At 56.9% G+C, this 23,880-nt stretch carries 16 protein-coding genes; 7 read left to right on the top strand and 9 right to left on the bottom strand.

All coding sequences use genetic code 11. From position 1 onward, the window contains the following. Nucleotides 1-150: 150 nt before the first annotated feature. The 4 genes from ppk2 to GH722_11340 form a co-directional block, all read right to left on the bottom strand. Nucleotides 151-1,026, bottom strand: a complete 876-nt coding sequence (gene ppk2 / locus GH722_11355; protein MRG72371.1) for a polyphosphate kinase 2 — start codon at nucleotides 1,024-1,026, stop codon at nucleotides 151-153. A 161-nt stretch (nucleotides 1,027-1,187) separates the two neighbouring features. Then, nucleotides 1,188-1,661, bottom strand: coding sequence for a transcription elongation factor GreA (gene greA, locus GH722_11350; GenBank protein MRG72370.1), 474 nt, complete (start codon nucleotides 1,659-1,661; stop codon nucleotides 1,188-1,190). Nucleotides 1,662-1,742: 81 nt separating this feature from the next. Then, nucleotides 1,743-4,988, bottom strand: coding sequence for a carbamoyl-phosphate synthase large subunit (carB, locus tag GH722_11345; protein ID MRG72369.1), 3,246 nt, complete (start codon nucleotides 4,986-4,988; stop codon nucleotides 1,743-1,745). A 180-nt stretch (nucleotides 4,989-5,168) separates the two neighbouring features. After that, nucleotides 5,169-5,777, bottom strand: a complete 609-nt coding sequence (locus GH722_11340) for a TetR family transcriptional regulator (protein ID MRG72368.1) — start codon at nucleotides 5,775-5,777, stop codon at nucleotides 5,169-5,171. 183 nt (nucleotides 5,778-5,960) lie between these two features. On the opposite strand from GH722_11340, the gene GH722_11335 reads away from it, so the two are divergent. From GH722_11335 to GH722_11325, 3 genes are read left to right on the top strand one after another with little or no spacing between them, the layout of a single operon-like run. Further along, entirely contained in the window at nucleotides 5,961-8,303 is a 2,343-nt protein-coding gene (locus GH722_11335) for an MMPL family transporter (protein MRG72367.1), read from the top strand. A 26-nt stretch (nucleotides 8,304-8,329) separates the two neighbouring features. Beyond that, a complete protein-coding gene (locus GH722_11330) occupies nucleotides 8,330-9,136 on the top strand; it encodes an outer membrane lipoprotein-sorting protein (GenBank protein ID MRG72366.1) in 807 nt (268 codons plus the stop codon). A gap of 2 nt (nucleotides 9,137-9,138) precedes the next feature. Further along, nucleotides 9,139-10,368 carry a hypothetical protein gene (locus GH722_11325; GenBank protein MRG72365.1) on the top strand — a complete coding sequence of 410 codons (1,230 nt, stop codon included), beginning with the start codon at nucleotides 9,139-9,141 and terminating at the stop codon, nucleotides 10,366-10,368. A gap of 25 nt (nucleotides 10,369-10,393) precedes the next feature. Here the strand turns inward: GH722_11325 and GH722_11320 are convergent, their stop codons facing one another. Both GH722_11320 and carA read right to left on the bottom strand, forming a co-directional pair. Beyond that, the gene (locus tag GH722_11320; protein ID MRG72364.1) at nucleotides 10,394-10,642 is read right to left on the bottom strand and encodes a hypothetical protein; all 249 of its coding nucleotides are present in this window, start codon (nucleotides 10,640-10,642) and stop codon (nucleotides 10,394-10,396) included. Between the two features lie 174 nt (nucleotides 10,643-10,816). Beyond that, entirely contained in the window at nucleotides 10,817-11,989 is a 1,173-nt protein-coding gene (gene carA / locus GH722_11315) for a glutamine-hydrolyzing carbamoyl-phosphate synthase small subunit (GenBank protein MRG72363.1), read from the bottom strand. 204 nt (nucleotides 11,990-12,193) lie between these two features. Here carA and GH722_11310 point away from each other — a divergent pair, with 204 nt between their 5' ends. From GH722_11310 to GH722_11295, 4 genes are all read left to right on the top strand, one after another. Next, nucleotides 12,194-12,649: a GatB/YqeY domain-containing protein gene (locus tag GH722_11310; GenBank protein MRG72362.1), complete on the top strand. Its 456-nt coding sequence runs from the start codon at nucleotides 12,194-12,196 to the stop codon at nucleotides 12,647-12,649. 181 nt (nucleotides 12,650-12,830) lie between these two features. Then, entirely contained in the window at nucleotides 12,831-14,639 is a 1,809-nt protein-coding gene (locus tag GH722_11305; GenBank protein MRG72361.1) for a DNA primase, read from the top strand. Between the two features lie 63 nt (nucleotides 14,640-14,702). Next, entirely contained in the window at nucleotides 14,703-16,775 is a 2,073-nt protein-coding gene (rpoD, locus tag GH722_11300; protein MRG72360.1) for an RNA polymerase sigma factor RpoD, read from the top strand. A gap of 151 nt (nucleotides 16,776-16,926) precedes the next feature. Beyond that, nucleotides 16,927-18,087 (top strand): acyl-CoA dehydrogenase, encoded by a 1,161-nt coding sequence (locus GH722_11295; GenBank protein ID MRG72359.1) that lies wholly within the window; start codon nucleotides 16,927-16,929, stop codon nucleotides 18,085-18,087. A 67-nt stretch (nucleotides 18,088-18,154) separates the two neighbouring features. Here GH722_11295 and GH722_11290 read toward each other — a convergent pair whose 3' ends face one another. The 3 genes from GH722_11290 to gltB are packed head-to-tail and all read right to left on the bottom strand — an operon-like array spanning nucleotide 18,155 to nucleotide 23,868. Continuing rightward, nucleotides 18,155-18,715 (bottom strand): GNAT family N-acetyltransferase, encoded by a 561-nt coding sequence (locus tag GH722_11290; protein MRG72358.1) that lies wholly within the window; start codon nucleotides 18,713-18,715, stop codon nucleotides 18,155-18,157. Next, the gene (locus tag GH722_11285; GenBank protein ID MRG72357.1) at nucleotides 18,681-19,286 is read right to left on the bottom strand and encodes a glutathione S-transferase family protein; all 606 of its coding nucleotides are present in this window, start codon (nucleotides 19,284-19,286) and stop codon (nucleotides 18,681-18,683) included. The genes GH722_11290 and GH722_11285 overlap by 35 nt, the downstream gene beginning before the upstream one ends. A gap of 49 nt (nucleotides 19,287-19,335) precedes the next feature. Continuing rightward, entirely contained in the window at nucleotides 19,336-23,868 is a 4,533-nt protein-coding gene (gene gltB, locus GH722_11280; GenBank protein MRG72356.1) for a glutamate synthase large subunit, read from the bottom strand. Nucleotides 23,869-23,880: the final 12 nt, after the last annotated feature.

The following is a 23,880-nucleotide window of genomic DNA, read 5'->3' as shown; positions in this document are numbered from 1 at the left end:
TTTTTCCACTTACCTATGTACGTGGGGTGCATGATGACAGCAAATCAAGGAAACGTTATGGCCCTGTGAGACAGAAGTACAGTCTGTCGCAGTACTTTGAGGATACCAGGTCAACAGCCCGGTGCGCACTCATCCAAAACGACAGAAAAATCAGTCGCCCCCGCCGGGAATCCCGCCGTTTCCACTGATCACATGGGCACTTGGCCCGACAATCAGGGGATCGACATGGCCGAGGACCGAATGGTCTTTGCCGTGATAGGGCAGTTCATGCAGGAAGTGGCGCATGCAGTTCAGCCGGGCGCGCTTCTTGTCGTCCGATTTCACCACAGTCCAGGGCGCATCGGCGGTGTCGGTATGGAAGAACATCGCTTCCTTAGCCTCGGTATATTCCTGCCATTTGTCCAGTGACGCCAGATCAATCGGTGACAGCTTCCAGGTCTTCAGCGGGTCGGTTTCACGGGCTTTGAAACGCTTGAGCTGCTCATCCTGCGTGACCGAAAACCAGAACTTGAAGAGGATGATTCCGGACCGCACCAGCATCTGTTCAAACTGCGGACATTGCCGCATGAATTCGAGATATTCCGACGGCGAACAGAAACCCATCACCCGTTCAACCCCGGCACGATTGTACCAGGACCGGTCAAACAGCACCATTTCACCGGCATGCGGCAGATGCTGGACATAACGCTGGAAATACCACTGGGTGCGTTCTTCCTCTGACGGCTTCGTCAGGGCGACAACACGGGCATATCGAGGGTTCATATGCTCCATGAAACGCTTGATCGCCCCGCCCTTGCCTGCCGCATCACGGCCCTCAAACAGCACAACAATGCGCTGCGAGGTATCCTGCGCCCAGCGCTGAACCTTCAGCAGTTCAACCTGCAGTTTGGTCTTTTGCTTCTCGTAGGCCTTGCGGCCCATGCGTCCGGCATAGGGATATTCACCCGATTCGAAGGCATGGCGAATGGTATCAGCATCCGGTTTCGCCCGCGTCCGGTGTGGCGATTGCGGCTGTGACTGCGGCATCAGAACACCGGTTTCCGGGTCCGGCGTCAGTGCCTCAAGAGCAGCTTCGACGGGTGTTTGTCTGTCCGGGTCGTCATCTCTGGCGCTGGTCACAACGGACCTCCCTCGGCGTTACCCTGTTTGACCTTACCGGCGGGACCAGCCCGCCGGCAGGGACAAAATCAGACGTATTTGATCTTGCTGATCTCGTAGGACTTGGCGCCACCGGGTGCACTCACCTCGACACTGTCGCCAACTTCGCGGCCAATCAGACCGCGGGCCAGCGGTGACGTGATGGACAGACGCCCTTCCGCGATATCCGCTTCATGACTGCCGACAATCTGATAGGTGACATCCTCATCAGCGTCTTCGTCATACAGCTCGACCGTCGCACCGAATTTGACGGTGTTGCCGGACAGCTTCGACGGATCAATGACCTCCGCATAGGAAATCAGCGATTCAAGTTCGGCAACACGGCCTTCAATAAAGCTCTGTCGTTCACGCGCAGCATGATACTCGGCGTTCTCAGAGAGATCGCCATGCTCGCGCGCTGTTGCAATTGCCCGGATGACCGCCGGGCGTTCATCAATCTTCAGAGTCCGCAGTTCATCTTCCAGGCGTTTAAGCCCGTCCGCGGTCATTGGATACTTATCCATCGCGTCTTTCCGTTTTTCGTGACCGTAAAATGAAACGACGCCCGCCGCGATTTTTCAACCGCTATTCGGGCGAAGTTAAAATCAGAATGAAACGGTAAAATAGTCCTGGAGGGGTTTCACTGCAAGGTTACCACCCTGCAATGCCGTAATTGCCTCGACCGCTGCACTGGCGCCCGCCACCGTCGTATAGTGCGGAACGTTGTGAATCAGCGCCGTTTCACGGATCGAACGACTGTCGGCAATTGCCTGTGCACCCTCGGTCGTATTGATGACCAGCTGGATCTTGCCGGACAGCAACTCGTCGACGCAATGCGGCCGGCCCTCAAGTACTTTGTTGACCTTCTTCACCGGCAGGCCCTGCTCTGTCAGATAGGTCGCCGTGCCACTGGTCGCCATCAGGCCAAAGCCCATATCGACCAGCCGCTTGCACAGCTCTGCCATCGGTGCCTTGTCCCGGTCCTTGACCGAGACGAAGACAGTCCCCTTGTCCGGCAGGCTCATGCCCGCACCAATCTGGCTTTTCAGGAAGGCATGACCAAAATCTTCGTCGATACCCATCACTTCGCCGGTGGATTTCATTTCCGGACCCAGAATGATGTCGACTCCGGGGAAGCGTTTGAACGGGAACACCGCTTCCTTGACCGCCATATGACTCGGGCCTTTGGTCGGCAAAGTAAACGTCGCCAGTTTTTCGCCGGCCATCACCCGGGCCGCAAGCTTCGCAATCGGCACACCCGTTGCCTTGGCAACAAAAGGAACCGTGCGGCTGGCGCGCGGATTGACTTCCAGAATATAGATATCCCGGCCCTTGACCGCGAACTGCACGTTCATCAGACCAATTACACCCAGACCAAAGGCCAGCGCCTCTGTCTGTTTGCGAATTTCGGCCAGAAGCTCGTCATCCAGTGAATAGGGTGGCAGGGAACAGGCACTGTCACCGGAATGAATCCCGGCTTCCTCAATATGCTGCATGATACCCGCAACATGCACCTGCTCACCATCACAGAGCGCATCGACATCAATTTCGATGGCATCCTGCAGGAAACTGTCGATCAGGATCGGCGACTTGCCGGAGACATTCACAGCCGATTTCATGTAGCGGCGCAATGCGGTCTCGTCATGGACGATTTCCATCGCCCGTCCACCCAGTACATAAGAAGGCCGGATGACCACGGGGTAGCCAACATCGCTGGCCACAACAACCGCTTCCTCAATGCTGACCGCGAGACCGTTATGCGGCTGACGCAGACGCAGTTTCTGCAACAGCTGCTGAAACCGCTCGCGATCTTCGGCCAGATCAATGGTGTCCGGCGTCGTACCCAGAATGGGGATATCCGCCTTCTCCAGATCACGGGCCAGCTTCAGCGGTGTCTGGCCGCCGAACTGAACGATCAGTCCCTTGACCTCGCCACGGGACTGTTCCTTGCGGACCAGTTCAATGACATCTTCATCCGTCAGTGGCTCAAAATACAGCCGGTCAGCCGTGTCGTAATCGGTTGAAACCGTTTCCGGGTTACAGTTGACCATGATGGTCTCGTAACCCGCTTCCTGCAACGCATAGACCGCATGAACACAGCAATAATCAAACTCGATACCCTGACCGATGCGATTCGGGCCACCACCAAGGATGATGATCTTTTCGCGATCTGTCGGTTCCGATTCATCTTCTGCCGGATCGAAGCCATCGCCTTCGTAGGTCGAATACATATACGGCGTCTGTGACGCAAATTCTGCGGCACAGGTATCGATCCGTTTATAGACCGGGTGCACATCCAGCAGCCGGCGACGATTGCGCACCTGCTTGACCGAAACACCGGCCAGTGTTGCCAGCCGCTCGTCAGAGAAGCCCTGACTTTTCAGCCACAGCATCGTTGGCGCGTCGGAAGGCAGACCGTTTGCACGCACGTCTTCCTCGACCGCAACCAGATCGGCAATCTGGCGAATGAACCAGGGCTCGAACAGGCAGGCCGCAGCTATTTCATCAACCGTCATGCCATGACGGACGGCCTGGGCAATAACCAGCAGCCGGTCGGGACGCGGGGTCGACAAGGCGGCGCGAACCGCATTGGGATCGGTTTCGGCATCCGGAATGATGATCTCATCCAGACCCGTCAGATCGGTTTCAAGCGACCGCAGCCCCTTCTGAAGGCTTTCTGCGAAAGTCCGCCCGATCGACATCGCTTCACCGACCGACTTCATCGATGTGGTCAGCAGCGCATCCGCACCGGGAAATTTCTCGAAGGTGAAACGCGGGATCTTGGTGACGACGTAATCAATCGTCGGCTCGAAACTTGCCGGGGTCACACCGGTGATATCGTTATCGAGTTCATCCAGCGTATAGCCAACCGCCAGTTTGGCCGCGACCTTGGCAATCGGGAAACCCGTCGCCTTGGAAGCCAGCGCGCTGGAGCGGGAAACCCGCGGATTCATTTCGATGATAATCAGGCGGCCCGTCCGGGGATCGACGGCGAACTGCACATTCGAGCCACCGGTATCCACACCGATCTCGCGCAGCACTGCAATCGAGGCATTGCGCATGATCTGATATTCTTTGTCGGTCAGAGTCAGCGCAGGCGCAACCGTGATCGAATCGCCGGTATGAATGCCCATCGGGTCGACGTTTTCGATGGAACAGATGATGATGCAGTTGTCGGCGCTGTCGCGCACGACCTCCATCTCGAACTCTTTCCAGCCGATGACGCTTTCTTCGACCAGCACTTCTGTCACCGGTGAGGCATCGAGACCACCACGAACGATCTTCTCGAACTCTTCGCGGTTATAGGCAATGCCGCCACCGGTTCCACCAAGCGTGAAACTGGGCCGGATAATAGCCGGAAGACCCGTATCTTCGAGGGCCTCCATGGCTTCCGCCATCGATTTGCACAGGCGTCCCCGAGGGCTTTCCAGACCAATCCGTTCCATCGCTTCGCGGAACTTCTCGCGGTCTTCCGCCATCTCGATGGCTTCCCGACGCGCGCCGATCAGCTCGACATTGTACTTTTCCAGTACGCCGAGATCAGCCAGAGCCAGCGCCGCATTCAGCGCGGTTTGCCCGCCCATTGTCGGCAGCAAGGCATCCGGGCGTTCTGCCTCGATGATCTTGGTCAGGATTTCGGGAGTGATCGGTTCGACATAGGTGCGGTCGGCAAGGCCCGGATCAGTCATGATCGTCGCAGGATTCGAGTTCACCAGGATAACCCGGTAACCCTCTTCCCGAAGCGCCTTGCAGGCTTGTGCGCCGGAATAATCGAACTCGCACGCCTGACCAATAATGATCGGTCCGGCGCCAATGATGAGAATAGATTGAATATCGGTACGTTTTGGCATGGCGGCGGGTTGATACTGCCTCAGGCTCGGAAGGGAAAGCGGTTAATGCCCGAATCACGGATTAGAGGCTGATTCTACCACCTCTGACGTCGAATTGGGAACAGCTTGTCCATCCTGCAAGCTCATATTCCGGTCAGACAGGCAGCCGACAGCACAACAATCACCCCACCGATTCGCAAATTACCGACGCACACCATCAAGGAAGATGGCGACAGTTCGCTGAACCATTTCTTCCCGCTCATCCGGCGTCGGAATAGGGGCTGCCTTCAGCAGGCAGGCGATCAGTCGTTTGTTCATCATCGCGGACATCAATGTACCCGCAGCCTGGAAGGCATCCCCGATATCAATGACGCCAAGCGCCTTCTGTCTTTCAAGATACTGGGCCACCGCAGCAGTTGATGCCTCAGGTCCGCTTTCAAAAAACCGCCGTCCGATATCCGGAAAGTTATCAGCCTCGGCGGCCAGAATACGAAACATCTTCAGGGTTTCATCCTGAAAAATCATGGCGAGGAAATCACGCCCCAGTTCCCGCAGCGTTGCATCAATCGGCGCTGTTTCATCCGCGTTGCTGACAAAGTTTTCACGCGTAGCCGTGCATTTGCGCTCCAGCAGGGCAACGAACATGTCCTCCTTGGAGCCGAAATGACTGTAAACCGTCCGCTTGGACACACCCGCAGCCTCGGCAATCTCATCCATACCGGCGGCGCTGAAGCCCTTTTGCAAAAAGATGTCATGTGCAGCAGCAACAATAGCCTGATGCTTCTGCTCACTTCGGGTCTGCTTCACCATTGGCGGCGTCCCGGCAACAAAGGGCTATGGAAGAATGAGTCGGACTTGTTCAAAAAAATTCTCCGATAAACTGCACAGTTCAGTTTACTTACGAAAAGAAACAGGGTAAACGACACCGTACAGTTTACTTGCAAATATGTCCAGACATAACTCTGGCCAGCGGTCCTATCTGGAGGGATTCACATGACTGAGACGAAAACCGGTTTTGCAGTTTCCTGGGCGCGGTTTGTTGTCCGCTGGCGCTGGCTTTTTCTGATCCTGCCGCTGATCGCCATAATGGCTGTTGCATCAGGGGGGCGTTTCCTCAGTTTCACCAGTGACTACCGGGCCTTCTTTGGGGCTGACAACCCGCAGCTGAAATCTTTCGAATCCCTGCAGGCGATTTATACCCGGTCCGACAATATCCTGTTTGTCCTGAAACCGGCATCAGGCCCGGTCCTGACACCGGAATGGCTGGATGTGGTGGAAACACTGACTGAGGATTCGTGGCAAATCCCCTATTCCATCCGCGTCGATTCCATCACCAACTTCCAGCATACCGAGGCCGTACAGGACGACCTCGTGGTTGAGAACCTGGTTGAGGACGCTCTTGACCTGACAGCAGACGACATCAGCCGCATCAACCGGCTGGTGCATGAGGAACCAACCCTCGCCAACCGGCTGATCTCGGACGACAGCACAACGACCGGGGTGCAGATCACCCTGCAACTACCCATAGACGACCCCGTTGCACTGGATGCCGCCGTCAGCCATGCTGAAAACATGGCGGCTGCGGTCATGGCAAAGCATCCCGACCTCCGTGTTGCGGTTACCGGCGTCGCCCCTCTCAGCAATGCATTCCCGAGGGCCAGCATCGCTGACATGCAGCTGCTGATTCCGCTGATGTTCGGCATCATTGCCTGTGCGGTCTTCCTGTTCCTCCGTTCCTTCACCGGCACATTTGCGACCTTGCTCGTTGTCATGCTCTCCGCAATGGGGGCCATGGGTGTTGCCGGCTGGATGGGTATCCGCCTGACCCCGCCTTCAGCCATGGCGCCCATCATCGTGCTGACCATCGCCATCGCTGACTGCGTGCATATCCTTGTGACCATGTTCGGCGAAATGCGTCGCGGCACAGAACGGCGGGAAGCATTGATTGAAAGCCTGCGGGTCAATACGCAGCCCGTCTTCCTGACCAGTCTGACCACGGTCATCGGCTTCATGTCCCTGAACTTCTCGGATGCCCCTCCCTTTCATGATCTCGGCAACATGTCCGCCGCCGGTGTTGTCGCGGCCTGGGCCTTATCAATGACATTTCTGCCCGCACTGGCCGCCATTCTGCCCAGCCGTGTTGCCGTCGACCGGTCCGGCCAGACGCCAATGATCGAACGACTGGGTGACTTTATCATCACCCACCGCACCAAAATGCTGGTTGGCATCGGCATTCTCTCCGTCGCCGTGATCTCGATGACAAGCCGCATCCAGCTTGATGACCGCTTCGTTGAATATTTCGACCATTCGATTCCCTTTCGTGTCGACAGTGATTTTGCCCGGGAAAATCTGAGTGGCATCTATCAGGTCGAATTCTCACTCGGTTCCGGCGAATCCGGCGGCGTATCAAATCCCGATTATCTGGTTACCGTCGAGGCTTTCAGCGAATGGCTGCGCAGCCAGCCGGAAGTGACCCACGTCAACACCCTGACTGACACCATGAAGCGGCTGAGCAAGTCGATGCATGGCGACGACCAGACCTGGTACAGACTGCCGGCGGAACGCGACCTTGCGGCTCAGTATCTGCTGCTGTTCGAAATGTCCCTGCCCTATGGTCTCGACCTGAACAGTCTGATCAATGTGGATAAATCCGCCAGCCGCCTGACCGTCACGCTCGACAATGTCACCAGTCAGGAAATGCGCCTGCTCTCTGAACGATCGGAAGACTGGCTGAGAGCCAATGCACCGGCGCATATGTATTCCGAGGGCACATCCTCCGCGATCATGTTCGCCTATATCGCTGACAGGAACATCAGGTCCATGCTGATCGGTACGGGGCTGGCCTTCGTGCTGATCTCACTGACCCTGATCTTTGCACTCCGCAGCCTGCGAATCGGACTGATCAGCCTGATCCCGAATCTGGCACCCGCCGCCATGGCATTTGGTATCTGGGGACTGTTCGTTGGTGAACTGGGGCTGGCGGCCTCTGTCATCGCGGCAACCAGCCTGGGCCTGATTGTCGATGCAACCGTGCATATCCTGTCAAAATATGTCCGCGCCCGCCGGGAACGTGGCTTCAGTCCGGAAGACGCCGTTCGCTACAGCTTCCGCACGGTCGGCACGGCGCTCTGGGTAACGACAGCCGTGCTGATTGCAGGCTTTGCCGTACTTGCCTTCTCCTCCTTCCGGGTCAATGCGGAGCTTGGCATTCTGACCGCTATAGCCATCGGCATCGCCCTGATCATCGACTTCCTGCTGCTGCCACCCTTGCTGCTGTTGCTTGATAAACGCAGTGCCAGCGACAAGGCCGGTGAAGCAAAACCGGCAACCGCCTGACCCCCGACCTTTCGGAGAAACAAACAATGTCCGCCATACGTAAATTGCTCGCCATCACAATCACCGGCACGTCACTGCTGACCCTGCCGTCTGCTGCTTTCAGTCAGGATGCAGCCACAAAAGGATCTGAGATTGCTGCGGAATGGGACCGCCGGGACCATGGTTTTGGCGACAGCCGCCAGATCACCAGAATGGTTCTGGAAAACCGTCATGGTGAAACCAGCATTCGCGAAATGCGGATGGATACCCTGGAAGTCCCGGACCCGGACAAGGGCGACAAGACGCTGGTGGTGTTTGAGGAGCCCCGTGACGTGAAGGGTACGGCGTTGCTCAGTTTTTCGAACATTCTGGAGCCGGATGACCAGTGGCTCTATCTGCCCGCTCTGAAACGGGTGAAGCGGATTTCATCCAAAAACAAATCCGGACCGTTCGTCGGCAGCGAATTTGCCTATGAAGATATTTCCGCCCTGGAACTAAAAAAATACAGCTACACATGGCTGCGCGATGAAGCCTGCGCTGCGCTGGACTGCTTCGTGCTGGAACAGATCCCCCAGTATGAAGATTCCGGTTACACGAAACAGGTCGCCTGGTACGACAAGTCTGAATACCGCCTGCAGAAGATTGATTTCTATGACCGCAAAAACGAACTGCTGAAAACCCTGACCTACAGCGACTACAAAAAATATCTCGATAAATACTGGCGTGCCCATGACCTGTTCATGGAAAACCACCAGACCGGCAAGAAAACCCGTCTGACCATCGGGGAAATCACCTTCCGGATGGGCTTTTCCGACAGCGACTTCAACAGCAATTCCCTGAAGCGGGCCTATTGACTATGTACCGGCGATTTCTGTCCATCCTTCAAGGCCGACCGGCGGTAACAATCGCCGCTACCCTGCTGCTGTATCCGTTTGCCGCGACGGGACAGACATACGATTTCTCCGGCTATATCGCCGGTGACTTCCGGGTCTTCCCCGTAACCCCGGCAGACCCCCGGCAGGACAACCAGCATCTCAACCCGTCGCTGGTTATCGCCCCGGAAGTTGTCATGGAAATGGACTCCGGGGACGATATCTTCGTTGCCAAACCCTTCTTCCGTTACGACTACCATGATGCAGAACGCACCCACGGCGATCTGCGCGAGTTCAAATGGCTGCATATCGGTGACGGCTGGGACATGCGGGCCGGCATCGACAAGGTCTTCTGGGGTGTGACCGAAAGCCGCCATCTGGTCGATATCATCAACCAGACGGATTCGGTCGAGGATGTCGATGGTGAAGACAAACTTGGTCAGCCGATGGTCAATCTCGGCCTGCAGCGCGACTGGGGAAATCTCAACTTCCTGTTCATGCCCTACTTCCGCGAGCGCACCTTCCCCGGACCGGAAGGCCGGTTGCGCTCCCAGCCTCCCGTCGACACGGACCGGGCCAGTTATACCTCTGACGCCGGACGCTGGCATCCTGATCTGGCGTTGCGATATGCAACTGCGGTCGAGGAATATGACATTGGTCTTTCATGGTTCCGTGGCACCTCGCGGGAGCCAACATTTTCCGTCGGTACCAACGCGCAGGGCGATGCTGCTTTCATTCCCTCCTATGACGTCATCAATCAGGCTGGCCTCGATCTTCAGGCAACCTTTGACGCCTGGCTGTGGAAACTGGAAAGCATCTATCGCTGGGGGCAGGCAGACCGCTTCGCAGCTGCCTCTGCCGGTGTCGAATACACCTTCTTCGGTGCCATCAATGATTCCGGCGATCTTGGCCTGCTGACAGAGTTCCATTATGACGGCCGCAACAGTGCTTCCCCGGCTGCGGGTTACGACCATGACCTGTTCCTTGGCGCCCGCATCACCCTCAACGATGTTGATGATACGGACTTTCTGGGCGGTGTGATGATTGACCCGACGACCGGCAAAGGGTCGCTGTCAATCGAAGCCGACACCCGCCTGAATGACCGCTGGACCGCCGAACTGGAAATTCGCCTGTATCGTCCCGATGCCAGCGACCCGCAATTCGGCGCCCGCCGCGACCATCATCTGCAATTGCGTCTGGCGCGGTATTTCTAGATGAATCACATCTGACCGGCATCCGTCAGGATGCCGGGGAAACCTGCGGGACACCCAGCGACATTTCCATTCTGTAGGCTTTGCGGGCCAGCCATCCGACAAGGTAAAGACTGGGGATTGCCGCAACGGACATTGCAATGGCCAACCCGTCCGTTACAGATGTGAAATTCTCAATCAGCGCCATACTGAACGCTGTCAGCATACTGAACAGATCACCACCGACCAGAGTTGCAAAGGCAACGGCGGTGGCTGCACAAACAAATTCCCGCGTCATGAAAGAACGTCTCCAGATAAAACCGGAGCGCGATATATGCCGGGAAAAGCCCTCTGCCAGAGGCAGAAGGCGATCAGTCAGAAATATTTTCTGGCGCGGATCAGACCGGGGACACAAACATCCCCTGGACGACCCGGCGACGCCGGTTCCGGGGTAATGTCAAAAGGTCAAAACCTACCCTTTAGACGCCGCGATATTGGCAACGAAACGCTTGAACAGATAATGGCTGTCCTGCGGACCGGGAGAGGCTTCCGGATGGTACTGGACCGAAAAGACCGGTTTGCCTTCAACCTTGATACCTTCAAGAGAACCATCAAACAGTGACTTGTGAGTCATCACGACACCGGCCGGGAGTGAGCTTTCCAGCACTTCAAAACCGTGGTTCTGGGAAGTGATTTCAACCTTGCCGGTTTCCAGATCCTTGACCGGATGGTTTGCGCCGCGATGGCCGGTTTTCATTTTGCCGGTCGACGCGCCCAAAGCCAGCGCCAGCATCTGATGACCGAGGCAGATGCCGAATACCGGCTTGCCGGTTTCCAGTATCTGTTTGATCACCGGAACGGCGTATTCGCCAGTTGCCGCCGGGTCGCCCGGACCATTGGCCAGAAACACACCATCCGGATTGTGCCGCATGATGTCATCAAAGCTGGCACTGGCCGGAACGACCGTCACATGACAGCCCTCACTGGCCAGACAGCGCAGGATGTTTCGTTTGGCACCGAAATCAACCGCAACAACCCGGTGCGCCGGCGCTTCCTGCGTGCCGAAACCGTTCGTCAGATCCCAGCGGGTCTCTGACCATTCATAGGTCTGGGTGCAACTGACATCCTTTGCCAGGTCCATACCTTCAAGGCCGGGGAAGTTCTGCGCCTGCTTGCGCAGCATGGCAATATCGATCTGACCATTCGGGTCATGCAGCAGCGCACAGTCAGCCGCGCCCAGATCCCGCAGACGCCGGGTCAGGCGGCGTGTATCAACCCCGGAGATACCAACGAGATTGTTCGCCTTCAGCCATTCATCGAGATGCCGCGTCGCGCGGTAATTCGCCGGCTGCGTGATATCCGCAGCGATAACGCAGCCCCGTGCCGCCGATGTCGTTGTCTCGACATCTTCAGGGTTGGTGCCGACATTGCCGATATGCGGAAAGGTAAAGGTGATGATCTGCCCGGCATAAGACGGGTCTGTCAGGATTTCCTGATAGCCTGTGAGCGAGGTATTGAAGCAGACTTCACCAACGGTCGTACCGGTCGCACCAATGCCGCGCCCCCAGAATACCGATCCGTCTTTCAGAACCAGAGCAGCGGTCGCGACAGATTTAGACGCGGCCGGTTTCGGCGGCAGAGGCATGGCAGTCATGGGATGTCCTTTCTGGATTTTGCGATAAATAAGCAAGTTCCATGCCGTCGTCAACCACCCTTAAAAAATCATAAAATGAGCGATATCAACACCTTAGCATATATTTCAGGCTTTGCTACCGACGCCGGGTTGGTTTAATGTCCGCCGCTTGGGCCATCTGAGGATGGCAAGCACCACTTTCTTACGGGGTATGGCATGCTGCGCGAACAATTGAACGCCGCACTGAAAACATCAATGAAGGCAAAGAAGGAACGTGCTGTTTCCACGATCCGCCTCATTCTCGCTTCCCTCAAGGATCGCGACATCAACGAGCGTTCGTCCGGCAACATGGACGGCATAAGTGACGACGAAATCCTGAAACTGCTGCAATCCATGGTGAAGCAGCGCAACGAGTCGATCTCGATGTATGAGAAGGGCGGTCGCCTTGAACTTGCTGAACAGGAAAGTCAGGAAATCGAAGTCATCAAGAGCTTCCTGCCCGCGCAGATGTCTGACGCTGAAATTGAAAAAGCCGTGGATGACCTGATCGCAAAGACCGGCGCCGAATCGGTCAAGGACATCGGCAAGGTCATGGGTGGTCTGCGTGAGGGCTATGCCGGACGCATGGACTTTGCCAAGGCCGGTGCCCTGGTGAAGAAACGTCTCGCCTGATCCTGTAATTTAAGTCCCCGCTTTCCACATACCGGGATGCTGTATTCCCACCGCCAGCGGACGTACTATGTCATGCTGGTGGTGCGGGGAAGTTTTGCTGCGTTTCCACAGGTCCCGAAAGATGACATGGAAACCCCGACAGGTTACCCGCCCCCACCGACCGAACTGTATGGACCCGTGAATGCGTTTTCCGCCGGAGTTTCTTGATGAATTAAGAAACCGCGTCCCCCTGGAGGACGTGATTGGTCGGCATGTTCGCCTGCAGAAAAAAGGCCGGGAATTTGTTGGCCTGTCTCCCTTCAACAAGGAGAAAAGCCCCTCCTTCACCGTCGTTCCGTCGAAAGGCTTCTATCACTGCTTTTCCTCCGGTGAGCATGGCGATGTCATCAGTTTCCTGATGAAGGTCGAAGGTCTGACCTTTCCGGAAGCTGTCGAAAAACTGGCTGGTGAGGCCGGACTGCGGATGCCGGAACAGTCTCCGGAAAGCCGGGAACGGTCACGACAGGCCGCCGACCAGCGCGATATCCTCGAACAGGCTGCGGACTGGTATGCCCAGCGCCTGTTTGCTCCCGAAGGCCGCACCGCCCTGACCTATCTGCGGGAACGCGGGCTGTCGGAAGAGACGATCCGCCGGTTCCAGATCGGCTTTTCTCCGGACAGCCGCGATGCCCTGAAAAGCCATTTCCTGCAACAGGGCCAGACGGAACGTGCCCTTGTTGCTGCCGGTCTGCTGATCAATCCGGATGAAGGTGGCCGCCAGACCTATGACCGGTTCCGGGGCCGGGTAATGTTTCCGATCAGCGATCTGCGGGGACGCATCGTGGCCTTTGGCGGCCGTGCACTGGGCGATGGTCAGCCGAAATATCTGAACTCACCGGAAACCGATCTGTTTCACAAGGGGCGGAACCTCTATGGCGGTGACCTGGCCCGCAAGGCGGCCCATGACAAGGCCACGGTGATCGTGACCGAAGGCTATATGGACGTCATCGCCCTTCACGCAGCAGGCTTCACCGGTGCGGTCGCCCCGCTTGGTACCGCACTGACAGAGGAGCAGCTTGATCTGTTATGGCGCATGGCGGACGAACCTGTCCTCTGCTTTGACGGGGACAAAGCCGGTCAGCGGGCGGCAGCCCGCGCTCTTGAACGGGCATTGCCACTGCTGAAGCCGGGAAAATCTCTCCGCTTTGCCCTGCTGCCCTCCGGCGAAGACCCGGACAGCCTGATTCAGCGCGAAGGTGCCGAGGCCATGCGCAGCCTGCTGAAAGGTGCCAGCAGCCTCTCTGACAAGCTGTGGGATATCGAGGTCGTCGGGCGCGATCTGGAAAACCCGGAACGACGGGCTGCTGTCTGGCAGGCACTGGAAAGCCAAGTGAAACTGATTGAAGACAAAACTGTCCAGAAAAGTTTTAACGACGCCTTCTTCCAGCGTTTCTGGCGTCGTATGAGCAAAAAGCGCGGGGGCGACGGGAAAGCCGGTTTCCGGGCCGGAACTGCGGCGCCACTGGCGACTCCCGGGCGCCGGGAACGCGAACGCCTGATGCTTGTTATCCTGCTGAATCACCCGGACTTGCTGCCTGAGGTCATTGAAGATCTCGGAAATGTCAGCTTTTCCGCGCCTGATCTTGACAATTTCCGACAGCAAGTCTTAATTCGCGCCTTCGAGTGCAGCCCTCTTGAACCGCAACGACTGAAAGACCAACTAATCGAAGCAGGTTTTGCCTCTGTAATTGCCGCGATAACCGGTGATCAGAAACTTCGTACAGTTGGTTTTGCAAAACCGGAGGCGGACAAGACGGAAGCTTTCGCCGGGTGGAAACACACGTTTCGTATCTTCCAACAGGAAGCTCTGAAAGATGAGATTAAATATGCGGAACAGCGTCTCGCGACGGACAACACCCCGGAAAATTTTCGCTATCTGCTCGACTTGAGAGCGCAGGAATTGACGTTGCTGGATGATACCGAACCGGAAACGGTACAGCGACACGCCTGAATTTGACGTCACGGGTAATCGCGCAGCTATGAGGCGCGCTGGACCAGGGGATTATTGGACAATATGGCAAAAGCAACCGAAGCAGCTGAAACAACAGACTCAAGCGAAGAAACCGAAGCCGGTCCACTGCTTGATACATTAGGACAAAGCGTCAAAAAGCTGCTCGTCCGCGCAAAGGACCGCGGGTTCGTCACGATGGACGAACTCAACAACGCCCTTCCGCAGGACGATTTTTCTTCCGAACAGATCGAGGATTTCCTCGCCCAGCTGTCCGAAATGGGCATCACTGTGGTCGAGAACGAGGAAGACGCTGAAGACAGCACAAAGTCGTCAGACGATTCCGAAGAAAAGGAAAGCGGCAACCTCAGCGATGACGATGTCGGACGCACCGACGATCCTGTTCGCATGTATCTGCGTGAAATGGGTTCCGTCGAGCTGCTGTCCCGCGAAGGTGAAATCGCCATCGCCAAACGGATCGAGGCCGGTCGCGAGATGATGATCGGCGGCATCTGTGAAAGCCCGCTGACCATTCAGGCCATCGTCAACTGGCATGACGATTTGCAGGACGAACTGATTCTGCTGCGTGATGTCATTGATCTCGACGCAACCTACGGCTCTGGCCCGGTCGCTGTCGATGAAGATGGCGAAGAAACCGACGAAGACGGCGAAGACAGTGACGATGGTGAAGAAGGCGCGGCACCAAAAGCCGATAACGTCGTCAAGCTGACTCCCCCGAAACCGGTTATTCCCAAACCCGCTGAAGGCGAGACCGTCAAAAAAGCTGATGGCGAAGCCGGCGACGGTGAAGCGGCCGACGGTGAAAAGACCGAAGGTGAAAGCGACGACGAGGATGATGGCGACGAGGTTTCGGTCTCGCTCGCAGCCATGGAAATGGCCCTGCGCCCGATCGTGCTGGAGACGTTCGAGAACATCGCCAAGACCCATGCAAAAATGCAGAAGGTTCAGGAAAAGCGGATTACCGCTCTGTCCGCCGGTGAAGAAGTGCCGCCGGCAACGGAAAAGCGGTACAACAAGCTGAAGCAGGAACTGGTCGAACTGATGGAAGGCGTGCATCTGAACAATGCGCGTATCGAACAGCTGGTCGATCATTTGCAGGGGCTCAACCGCCGCCTGCTGAACCTTGAAGGCAAGTTGTGGCGTCTCGCCGACAAGGCAAAGGTAAAACGCGAAGACTTCATCCGCGAATATCAGGGTAACGAGCTGGATCCGAACTGGGTTGAACGGGTCAGCAAGCTGCCGGGTAAAGGCTGGAAGAAATATATCGAGAAGAACGCTGAAGAAATCGAGGAAACCCGCAGCCTGATTTCCGAAGTCGCCGAAGCAGCCGCCCTGCCGATCAGCGAATTCCGCCGGATTGTCCATACGGTCCAGCGCGGCGAACGCGAAGCCGGCAAGGCAAAGAAGGAAATGATCGAGGCCAACCTGCGTCTCGTCATCTCCATCGCCAAGAAATATACCAACCGCGGCCTGCAGTTCCTGGATCTGATTCAGGAAGGCAATATCGGCCTGATGAAGGCTGTCGATAAGTTTGAATATCGTCGCGGCTACAAGTTCTCGACCTATGCCACATGGTGGATCAGACAGGCGATCACACGGTCGATTGCCGACCAGGCGCGCACCATCCGGATTCCGGTGCATATGATAGAGACCATCAACAAGCTGGTCCGCACATCACGCCAGATGCTGCATGAAATCGGTCGTGAGCCGACACCGGAAGAACTGGCTGAAAAGCTCTCCATGCCGCTTGAGAAGGTCCGCAAGGTCCTCAAGATCGCCAAGGAGCCGATCAGCCTTGAAACCCCGATCGGAGACGAGGAAGACAGCCATCTCGGTGACTTCATCGAAGACAAGAACGCCGTCCAGCCGCTCGACGCCGCCATTCAGGGCAACCTGCGTGAGGCAACGACACGGGTGCTGGCCAGCCTGACCCCGCGTGAAGAACGTGTTCTTCGGATGCGCTTTGGTATCGGCATGAACACCGACCATACGCTGGAAGAAGTCGGTCAGCAGTTCTCTGTCACCCGCGAACGTATCCGTCAGATTGAAGCCAAGGCGCTGCGCAAGCTGAAGCATCCGTCACGGTCGCGGAAGCTGCGGAGTTTCCTCGACACCTGATTGAATTCTGGAAGCTGAAGATAATCCGGGCCGGCGACTGCAATCGCCGGCCCTTTTTCTTTGGCGGTTTTCCGTTTGCGGGACAGACCGGCATTTACCCCGCCAGTCTGCTGGGCCATTCTGGCGGCAACGATAAACGGAGACGTACCAGATGGATTTCAGCCTTTCAGAAGATCAGCGCGCCCTGCAGGAAACCGTTCGCCGCTTTGCGACGACCGAACTGCCGGACATCGCCCGGCAGATTGAAGCCGACGACGAACCGCCCTCACACGATCTGGTCAAACGCTATGCGGCGATGGGGCTGCTCGGGGTCAATCTGGAGGAATCACTCGGCGGTGTCGGCCTGTCCCATCTCGACGCCGTCATCGTGATGGAAGAAGTGGCAAAGATATCTCCGGCCATTGCCTTCCCGATCTTTGAATCCTGTTTTGGTCCGACACTGGCCATCGCACATTTCGCGCCGCAGGAACTGCGCGAGCGTGTCATTCCAAAGGTTTGTGCCGGTGAGATGATTGTTTCCGTCGCCATGTCGGAACCACAGGCCGGAACCGCCCTGACCGATCTGACAACCCGTGCCAAGGTGACCGGCGACAAGGTCACCATCAATGGCCAGAAGCGCTGGTCCTCCGGCGCCAGCCATGCCGACGCCTATGTGGTCTACTGCCGCCTGTCCGATGCCCCCGGGGCCAAAGGGATTGGTGCCGTGCTGGTTGAAGATGGTTCCGAAGGCCTGTCCTTCGGCAAGCGTGAGCAGCATATGGGCTTTCGCGGCATCTGCAGCGCCGATATCTATCTCGATAATGTGGTTGTCCCTGCCGGTAACATCATTGTCCCCGCAGGCGGCTTTCCGAAGCTGATGGAAGCCTTTGATCTGGAGCGTTGCGGTAACACGACCATGAGCCTGGCCATCGCCCAGTCCGCCCTTGATTACGTGCTCGCCTATGTTCAGGAACGCGAGCAGTTCGGCAAACCCATCGTCGATTTCCAGGCCGTTCAGCTGCATATCGCCGAGATGGCGATGAAGGTGGATGCGGCCCGTCTGTTGCTATACCGGGCCGTTGCCAATGCCGAAGCCGGTCTGCCATCGGTGGCAGACTCATCCATCGCCAAATGCTTCGCCAACGAGATTGTCCGGGAAGTCACCGGCAAGGCCGTGCAGCTGATGGGAGCCTACGGCTATTCCAAGGAATATCCGATGGAACAGAAATTCCGCGACGGCTGGGGCTGGGGCATCGCCGGTGGCACCATCGACATCCAGAAAGTGAACATCGCCGCGGCACTGGTCGGACGGAGATTCAATCAGCGATCCTGAGACAGAACGCCATCCTTCGAAGGGAAACATTATTCCATCTTCGGAGGGTGGCCCGTATGCCCGCCCGTCAGTTCAGGCTGTTAAATGAATCCGGATAACGGGCGATCATGTTGTCCGGCAAAATGACGCCCGGATAGGTCCAGGCGGCCAGCGCCGGGCCGCTATAGGGGCAATCGACAGCTTTCGCCGCGTCGACCTCGAACCCGAAACGGTGATAGAATTCGGGATCGCCCAGTACCAGCACCATATCCCACTTGTTCTGAGCGGCCAGGGCCAGCCCGCCATTGATCAGGGCTGATCCGATGCCAAGGCGCTGCAGGTCCGGATGGATCGCAACTGGTGCCAGCGCCAGCGCCCGGACAGGGTCGGCAGGCCCGGTGATGGTCAGCCGGCTAAAAAAGATATTCCCGATATGATGGCCTGCCGCTTCGGCAACAAGTCCGAATTCAATAGCGTTCTCTGCGGTCAGTGAGGCGACCAGATTGGCCTCTTCCTCGCCATCAAATGCCGCTGTCAGAACCTGCCGGACCTGTGGACCGTCTTCTGTTTCAACGCGCCGGATACGCACGTCAATTTCTGCATCTTCCAAATCGCTACCCCCGGGTAATCGGAATATGCGGCGTATCATCGGCAACACGCTTCAGCCAGTCCAACAAATTCGGGTATTCTGCGAGTCTGAACCCGCCTTCTTCGGCAACATTACTGTACCCGTACAGGCAGATATCAGCGATGGTCAGTCTATCCCCGACCATAAATTTTCGCCCGTCGAGATGCCGGTCCATGATTTGCAGGGCACGTTTGCCACCAGTCATTTTCTGTTCCAGCTCTGCGCCCCGCCGGGGGTGATCCGCTGGCAGAAAATGGCGGATAAAGCGGGCCACGGAGACATTCGGTTCATGGACATACTGTTCCCAGAACATCCAGCGCATGACCTCGGCCCGGGTAAAGCGGTCTTCCGGAAAATACCGGCTGCCCTCAGCCAGATAATACAGAATAGCGTTTGATTCCGGCAGCAGGCGGCCGTCATCCAGCTTCAGCAGCGGCACACGGCCATCCGGATTCCAGGCGAGGAATTCCGGCGTCCGGGTCTCCCCTGCCAGAATATTCACCTCGATCCGGGTGTAATCGACACCGAGTTTATGCAGCAGCAACCGGATCTTGTAGCCGTTCCCGGAATCCAGAAAGTCATACAGTTCCACCGCAGCTTCCTCTCGCACCCGTTAAGCCATCCGAAAACGGCCCTGAATATCAGGCTATCTTCTCATCCGAAGTCTCGGCCAGTGCCGGATGTTCCAGTTTGTGCATGATTTCCGTCGGTACAACCTGCCAGAAATTATCGCGTTCCCGATGCCAGTCATTCAGCAGGTTCTCGGCAAACATTGAACTGGTTTCGCGGACATGTTCTGCAATGAGTTCCTTACAGACATTTTCCCAATGTTCGGTCTGGAACCGGATCGGCAGCACCATTTCACGGTTCACCCGTTCTTCAAACAGGCCGGACTGGTCGTACACGAAGCACATTCCCCCGGTCATGCCGGCAGCGAAATTCGCACCGACATCGCCCAGAATGACAGCAACCCCACCGGTCATATATTCGCAACCGTTTGAGCCGCAGCCTTCGACAACCACATCCGCGCCCGAATTACGAACCGCGAAACGCTCACCTGCCTGTCCGGCTGCGAACAGCTTTCCGGCGGTCGCCCCATACAGAACAGTATTGCCGATGATGGTATTCTCATTGCTCTTCAGGGTTGCCGAGATCATCGGACGAACCACGATGGTGCCGCCGGACAGACCCTTGCCGACATAATCATTGGCATCACCGAAGACTTCGATCTTCAGCCCCTGAACCGCAAAGGCACCAAGCGACTGCCCCGCAGAGCCCCGCAGGCGCAGCGTGATGTGATTTGGCTGAAGGCCGGTCATGCCGAACCGACGAACCAGCGCCGAGGAGAACTTGGTCCCGACCGCCCGATGCGTATTGCGCACCGCATAGGTCAGCTGCATCTTCTCGCCGCGTTCCAGTGCCGGTTTCGCATCGCGAATAATTTCCGCATCCAGCGTTTCCGGCACTTCATTGCGGTCACCGGTCTTGTTGTAACGTGGCAGTCCGCCTGCATCAGCCTGTGCCAGCAGCGGATTGAGATCAAGATCATCGAGATGCGAATGCCCGCGGCTGACCTGTGCCAGCAGGTCGGTCCGTCCAATGATCTCGTTCAGTGAACGGAAGCCCAGTTCAGCAAGGATTTCCTTCACTTCCTCAGCGATGAAACTGAACAGATTGACCACCTTCTCCGGTGTACCGACAAAACGGTCACGCAACGCCGGGTCCTGGGTACAAACCCCGACCGGACAGGTGTTCGAATGGCACTGACGCACCATGATACAGCCCATTGCCACCAGCGAGGTGGTTCCGACACCGAATTCCTCGGCGCCCATCATTGCCGCGATCACAACATCACGACCTGATTTGATGCCACCATCAGTGCGCAGGGTTACCGTATGGCGCAGACGGTTCAGGGTCAGGACCTGATTGACTTCCGACAACCCCATTTCCCACGGAATACCGGCAAACTTCAGGCTGGTCTGCGGGCTGGCCCCGGTGCCGCCGTCATGGCCGGCAATCAGGATGGTGTCCGCCTTCGCCTTGGCGACCCCGGCGGCAATCGTGCCGATGCCCGAGCGGGCGACAAGCTTCACGGAAACCCGGGCTTCCGGATTGATCTGCTTCAGGTCATAGATCAGCTGCGCCAGATCCTCGATCGAATAGATATCATGATGCGGCGGCGGCGAGATCAAGGTTACACCCGGCGTCGAATGACGCAGCCGGGCAATTTCCACCGTGACCTTGAAACCCGGCAGCTGGCCACCTTCACCGGGTTTGGCACCCTGCGCGACCTTGATCTGGATTTCACGGCAGTTGTTCAGATATTCCGCCGTGACGCCAAACCGGCCGGACGCGATCTGCTTGATCGGCGAATTGGCATTGTCACCATTTTCATAGGGTGAATAGCGTTCCTTGCCCTCGCCGCCTTCGCCGGAATTCGATTTCGCGCCGATCCGGTTCATGGCGATGGTCAGGGTTTCATGTGCTTCCGGGCTGAGCGCACCAAGCGACATGCCCGGCGTTACAAACCGCTTGCGGATTTCGGTGATGCTCTCGACTTCATCAATCGAAATCGGTTTGCGGTTGTGACGGAAATCCAGCAGGTCGCGCAGGTGAATCGGGTCACGATGGCGCAGCCCGTCAGAAAATTTCTTGTACTGGGAATAGGCACCTGTCGTCACCGCATGTTGCAGAATATGGATCAGGCGGCCGTCATGGGCATGACGCTCACCACCCTGCCGATAGCGATAGAAACCGCCGACCGGCAGCGCGACCACATCTTCGTCAAATGCCTTGCGATGCTGATCGACAGTCTTTCGCTGGATACCGAACAGACCGATCCCGGAAATACGGGAATGCATGCCGGGGAAATATTCCGCAACCAGTGCCCGTGACAGGCCTACAGCCTCAAAACAATAACCACCGCGGTAGGACGAGATGACGGAAATGCCCATCTTCGACATCACCTTCAGCAACCCCTGATTGACCGCCTCCGTGTAGCGCTCCATGCAGTCACGCAATGTCAGACCCGGAAACAGCCCCCAGCGATGCCGGTCAGCGATATTTTCCTGCGCCATATAGGCGTTCACGGTCGTTGCACCGACACCGATCAGCACCGCGAAATAATGGACGTCCATACATTCACCGCAACGAACATTCAGCGATGTGAAGGTCCGGAGTTGCTGGCGTTGCAGATGTGTATGAACGGCACCCGTCGCCAGAATCATCGGGATTGCGGTACGTGTCTTGCTGACCGTCATATCGGACAGAATCACATGAACACAACCACCGCGAACCGCGTCTTCAGCTTCTCTGCGAATACGGTTCAGGGCATCACGCAATGCACCATCGCCACCGGATGTGTCGAAGGTACAGTCGATCTCGGCGGCGGTTTCTCCCATATAGGCGGCCATCGCATCGAATTCGGCATTGGTCAGGACCGGTGATTCCAGCTGCAGCAGATCACACTGGCTTTTGTCCTCATCCAGAATATTGCCAAGGTTCCCAAGCCGCGTGCGCAGCGTCATCACCTGACGCTCACGCAGGGAATCAATAGGCGGATTGGTAACCTGCGAGAATGTCTGGCGAAAGAAATGATGCAGCCCGCGATAGCTGTCCGACAGCACCGCAAGCGGCGTATCATCACCCATCGAGCCGATGGCTTCCTTCGCATCCTCGACCATCGGATGCAGAATCAGTTCCAGTTCTTCCAGGGTCACACCACTGGCAACCTGCCGGCGACGCAGTTCATCACCGGCATATTCAGCCACTTCATCATGATCAGGACTGATCAGGTCATCAATGACTGTGATTTCCTGAATCCAGTCAGAGTAATTAGCCTGTCCTGCGAGATGCCCCTTGATGTCGCGGTCATGATAGAAATGCCCGTCTGCCAGATCGACAGCGACCATTTCCCCCGGGCCGAGGCGGCCTTTTTCAAGCACAGTGGTTTCATCAACCGTCACCATGCCCGTTTCAGAACCGACGATCAGCAAATCGTTGCTGGTGCGGGTAAAGCGCATCGGACGCAGACCGTTGCGATCCATCCCTGCGACAACCCAGCGACCATCGGTTGCCGCTATTGCTGCCGGGCCATCCCAGGGTTCCATGACACAATTGGCATAGTTGATCATCGCCGCATGTTCGTCGGGAATGGTCGAATCCCGACCGAGACTTTCCGGGATCAGCATCAGCTTGACCATCGGAGCCTCCCGTCCACCGCGCACCAGAAGCTCAAAGGATGCATCGAGTGCAGCAGAATCGGAACTGCCGAGCTGAATGACCGGCTTCAGGTCTTCGACCGAGTCACCGAAGATCTTACTCGCCATACGGGTTTCATGGCTTTTCATCCAGTTGATGTTGCCCGTGACCGTATTGATCTCGCCGTTATGCGCGAGCATGCGGAAAGGCTGGGCCAGCTTCCAGGTCGGGAAGGTATTTGTCGAATAGCGCTGATGGTAGATCGCAAAACGCGAGGTAAAGCTCTCATCAAGCAGGTCCGGATAGAAAATCGACAGCTGCTCGGCGAGGAACATGCCCTTGTAGATCAGCGACCGGCAGCTCAGCGAACAGATATAGAATTCGTTGATGTTCTGCTGCTGGACCTTCTTCTCGATACGGCGGCGAATGATATAAAGTTCGGTCTCGAACTCCTCATCACTCAGGCCCTTGGTATTCGAAATCATGATCTGTTCGATTTCGGGCCGGGTCGCGTTCGCCTTCTCGCCAATCACCTCGACATTGACCGGCACCTGGCGCCAGCCGTAGATACGATATCCGCGATCCAGAATTTCCGTCTCGACGATACCGCGGCAGACTTCCTGTCCGTTCAGATCGGCCTTCGGCAAGAAGACCATACCGACAGCCAGCCGGCCCGTATCCGGGGAATGCCCGGTCCGTTCAATATGTTTGCGGAAAAATGCCTGCGGGATTTCAACATGAATACCGGCACCGTCACCGGTCTTGCCGTCTGCATCCACGGCGCCACGGTGCCAGACTGCCTTCAGTGCGTTGATTCCGGCGACGACGACATCGCGACGTGACTGGCCATCAAGGGCGACAACCAGGCCAACCCCGCAGGAGGCGTGTTCATCCGCCTCGCTGTACATGCCATTGGCGGTGAGGTGATCGACATTGCGCTGCCAGTCGCGGATAAATTCCAGATTGTTGGTCATCTTCCGATCTCC

The sequence above is a fragment of the Alphaproteobacteria bacterium HT1-32 genome, assembly GCA_009649675.1.
Classification (GTDB): Bacteria; Pseudomonadota; Alphaproteobacteria; order Rhodospirillales; family HT1-32; genus HT1-32.
The sequence above is the reverse complement of the archived record's forward strand: the minus strand, read 5'-3'. Positions and strand labels throughout refer to the sequence as shown.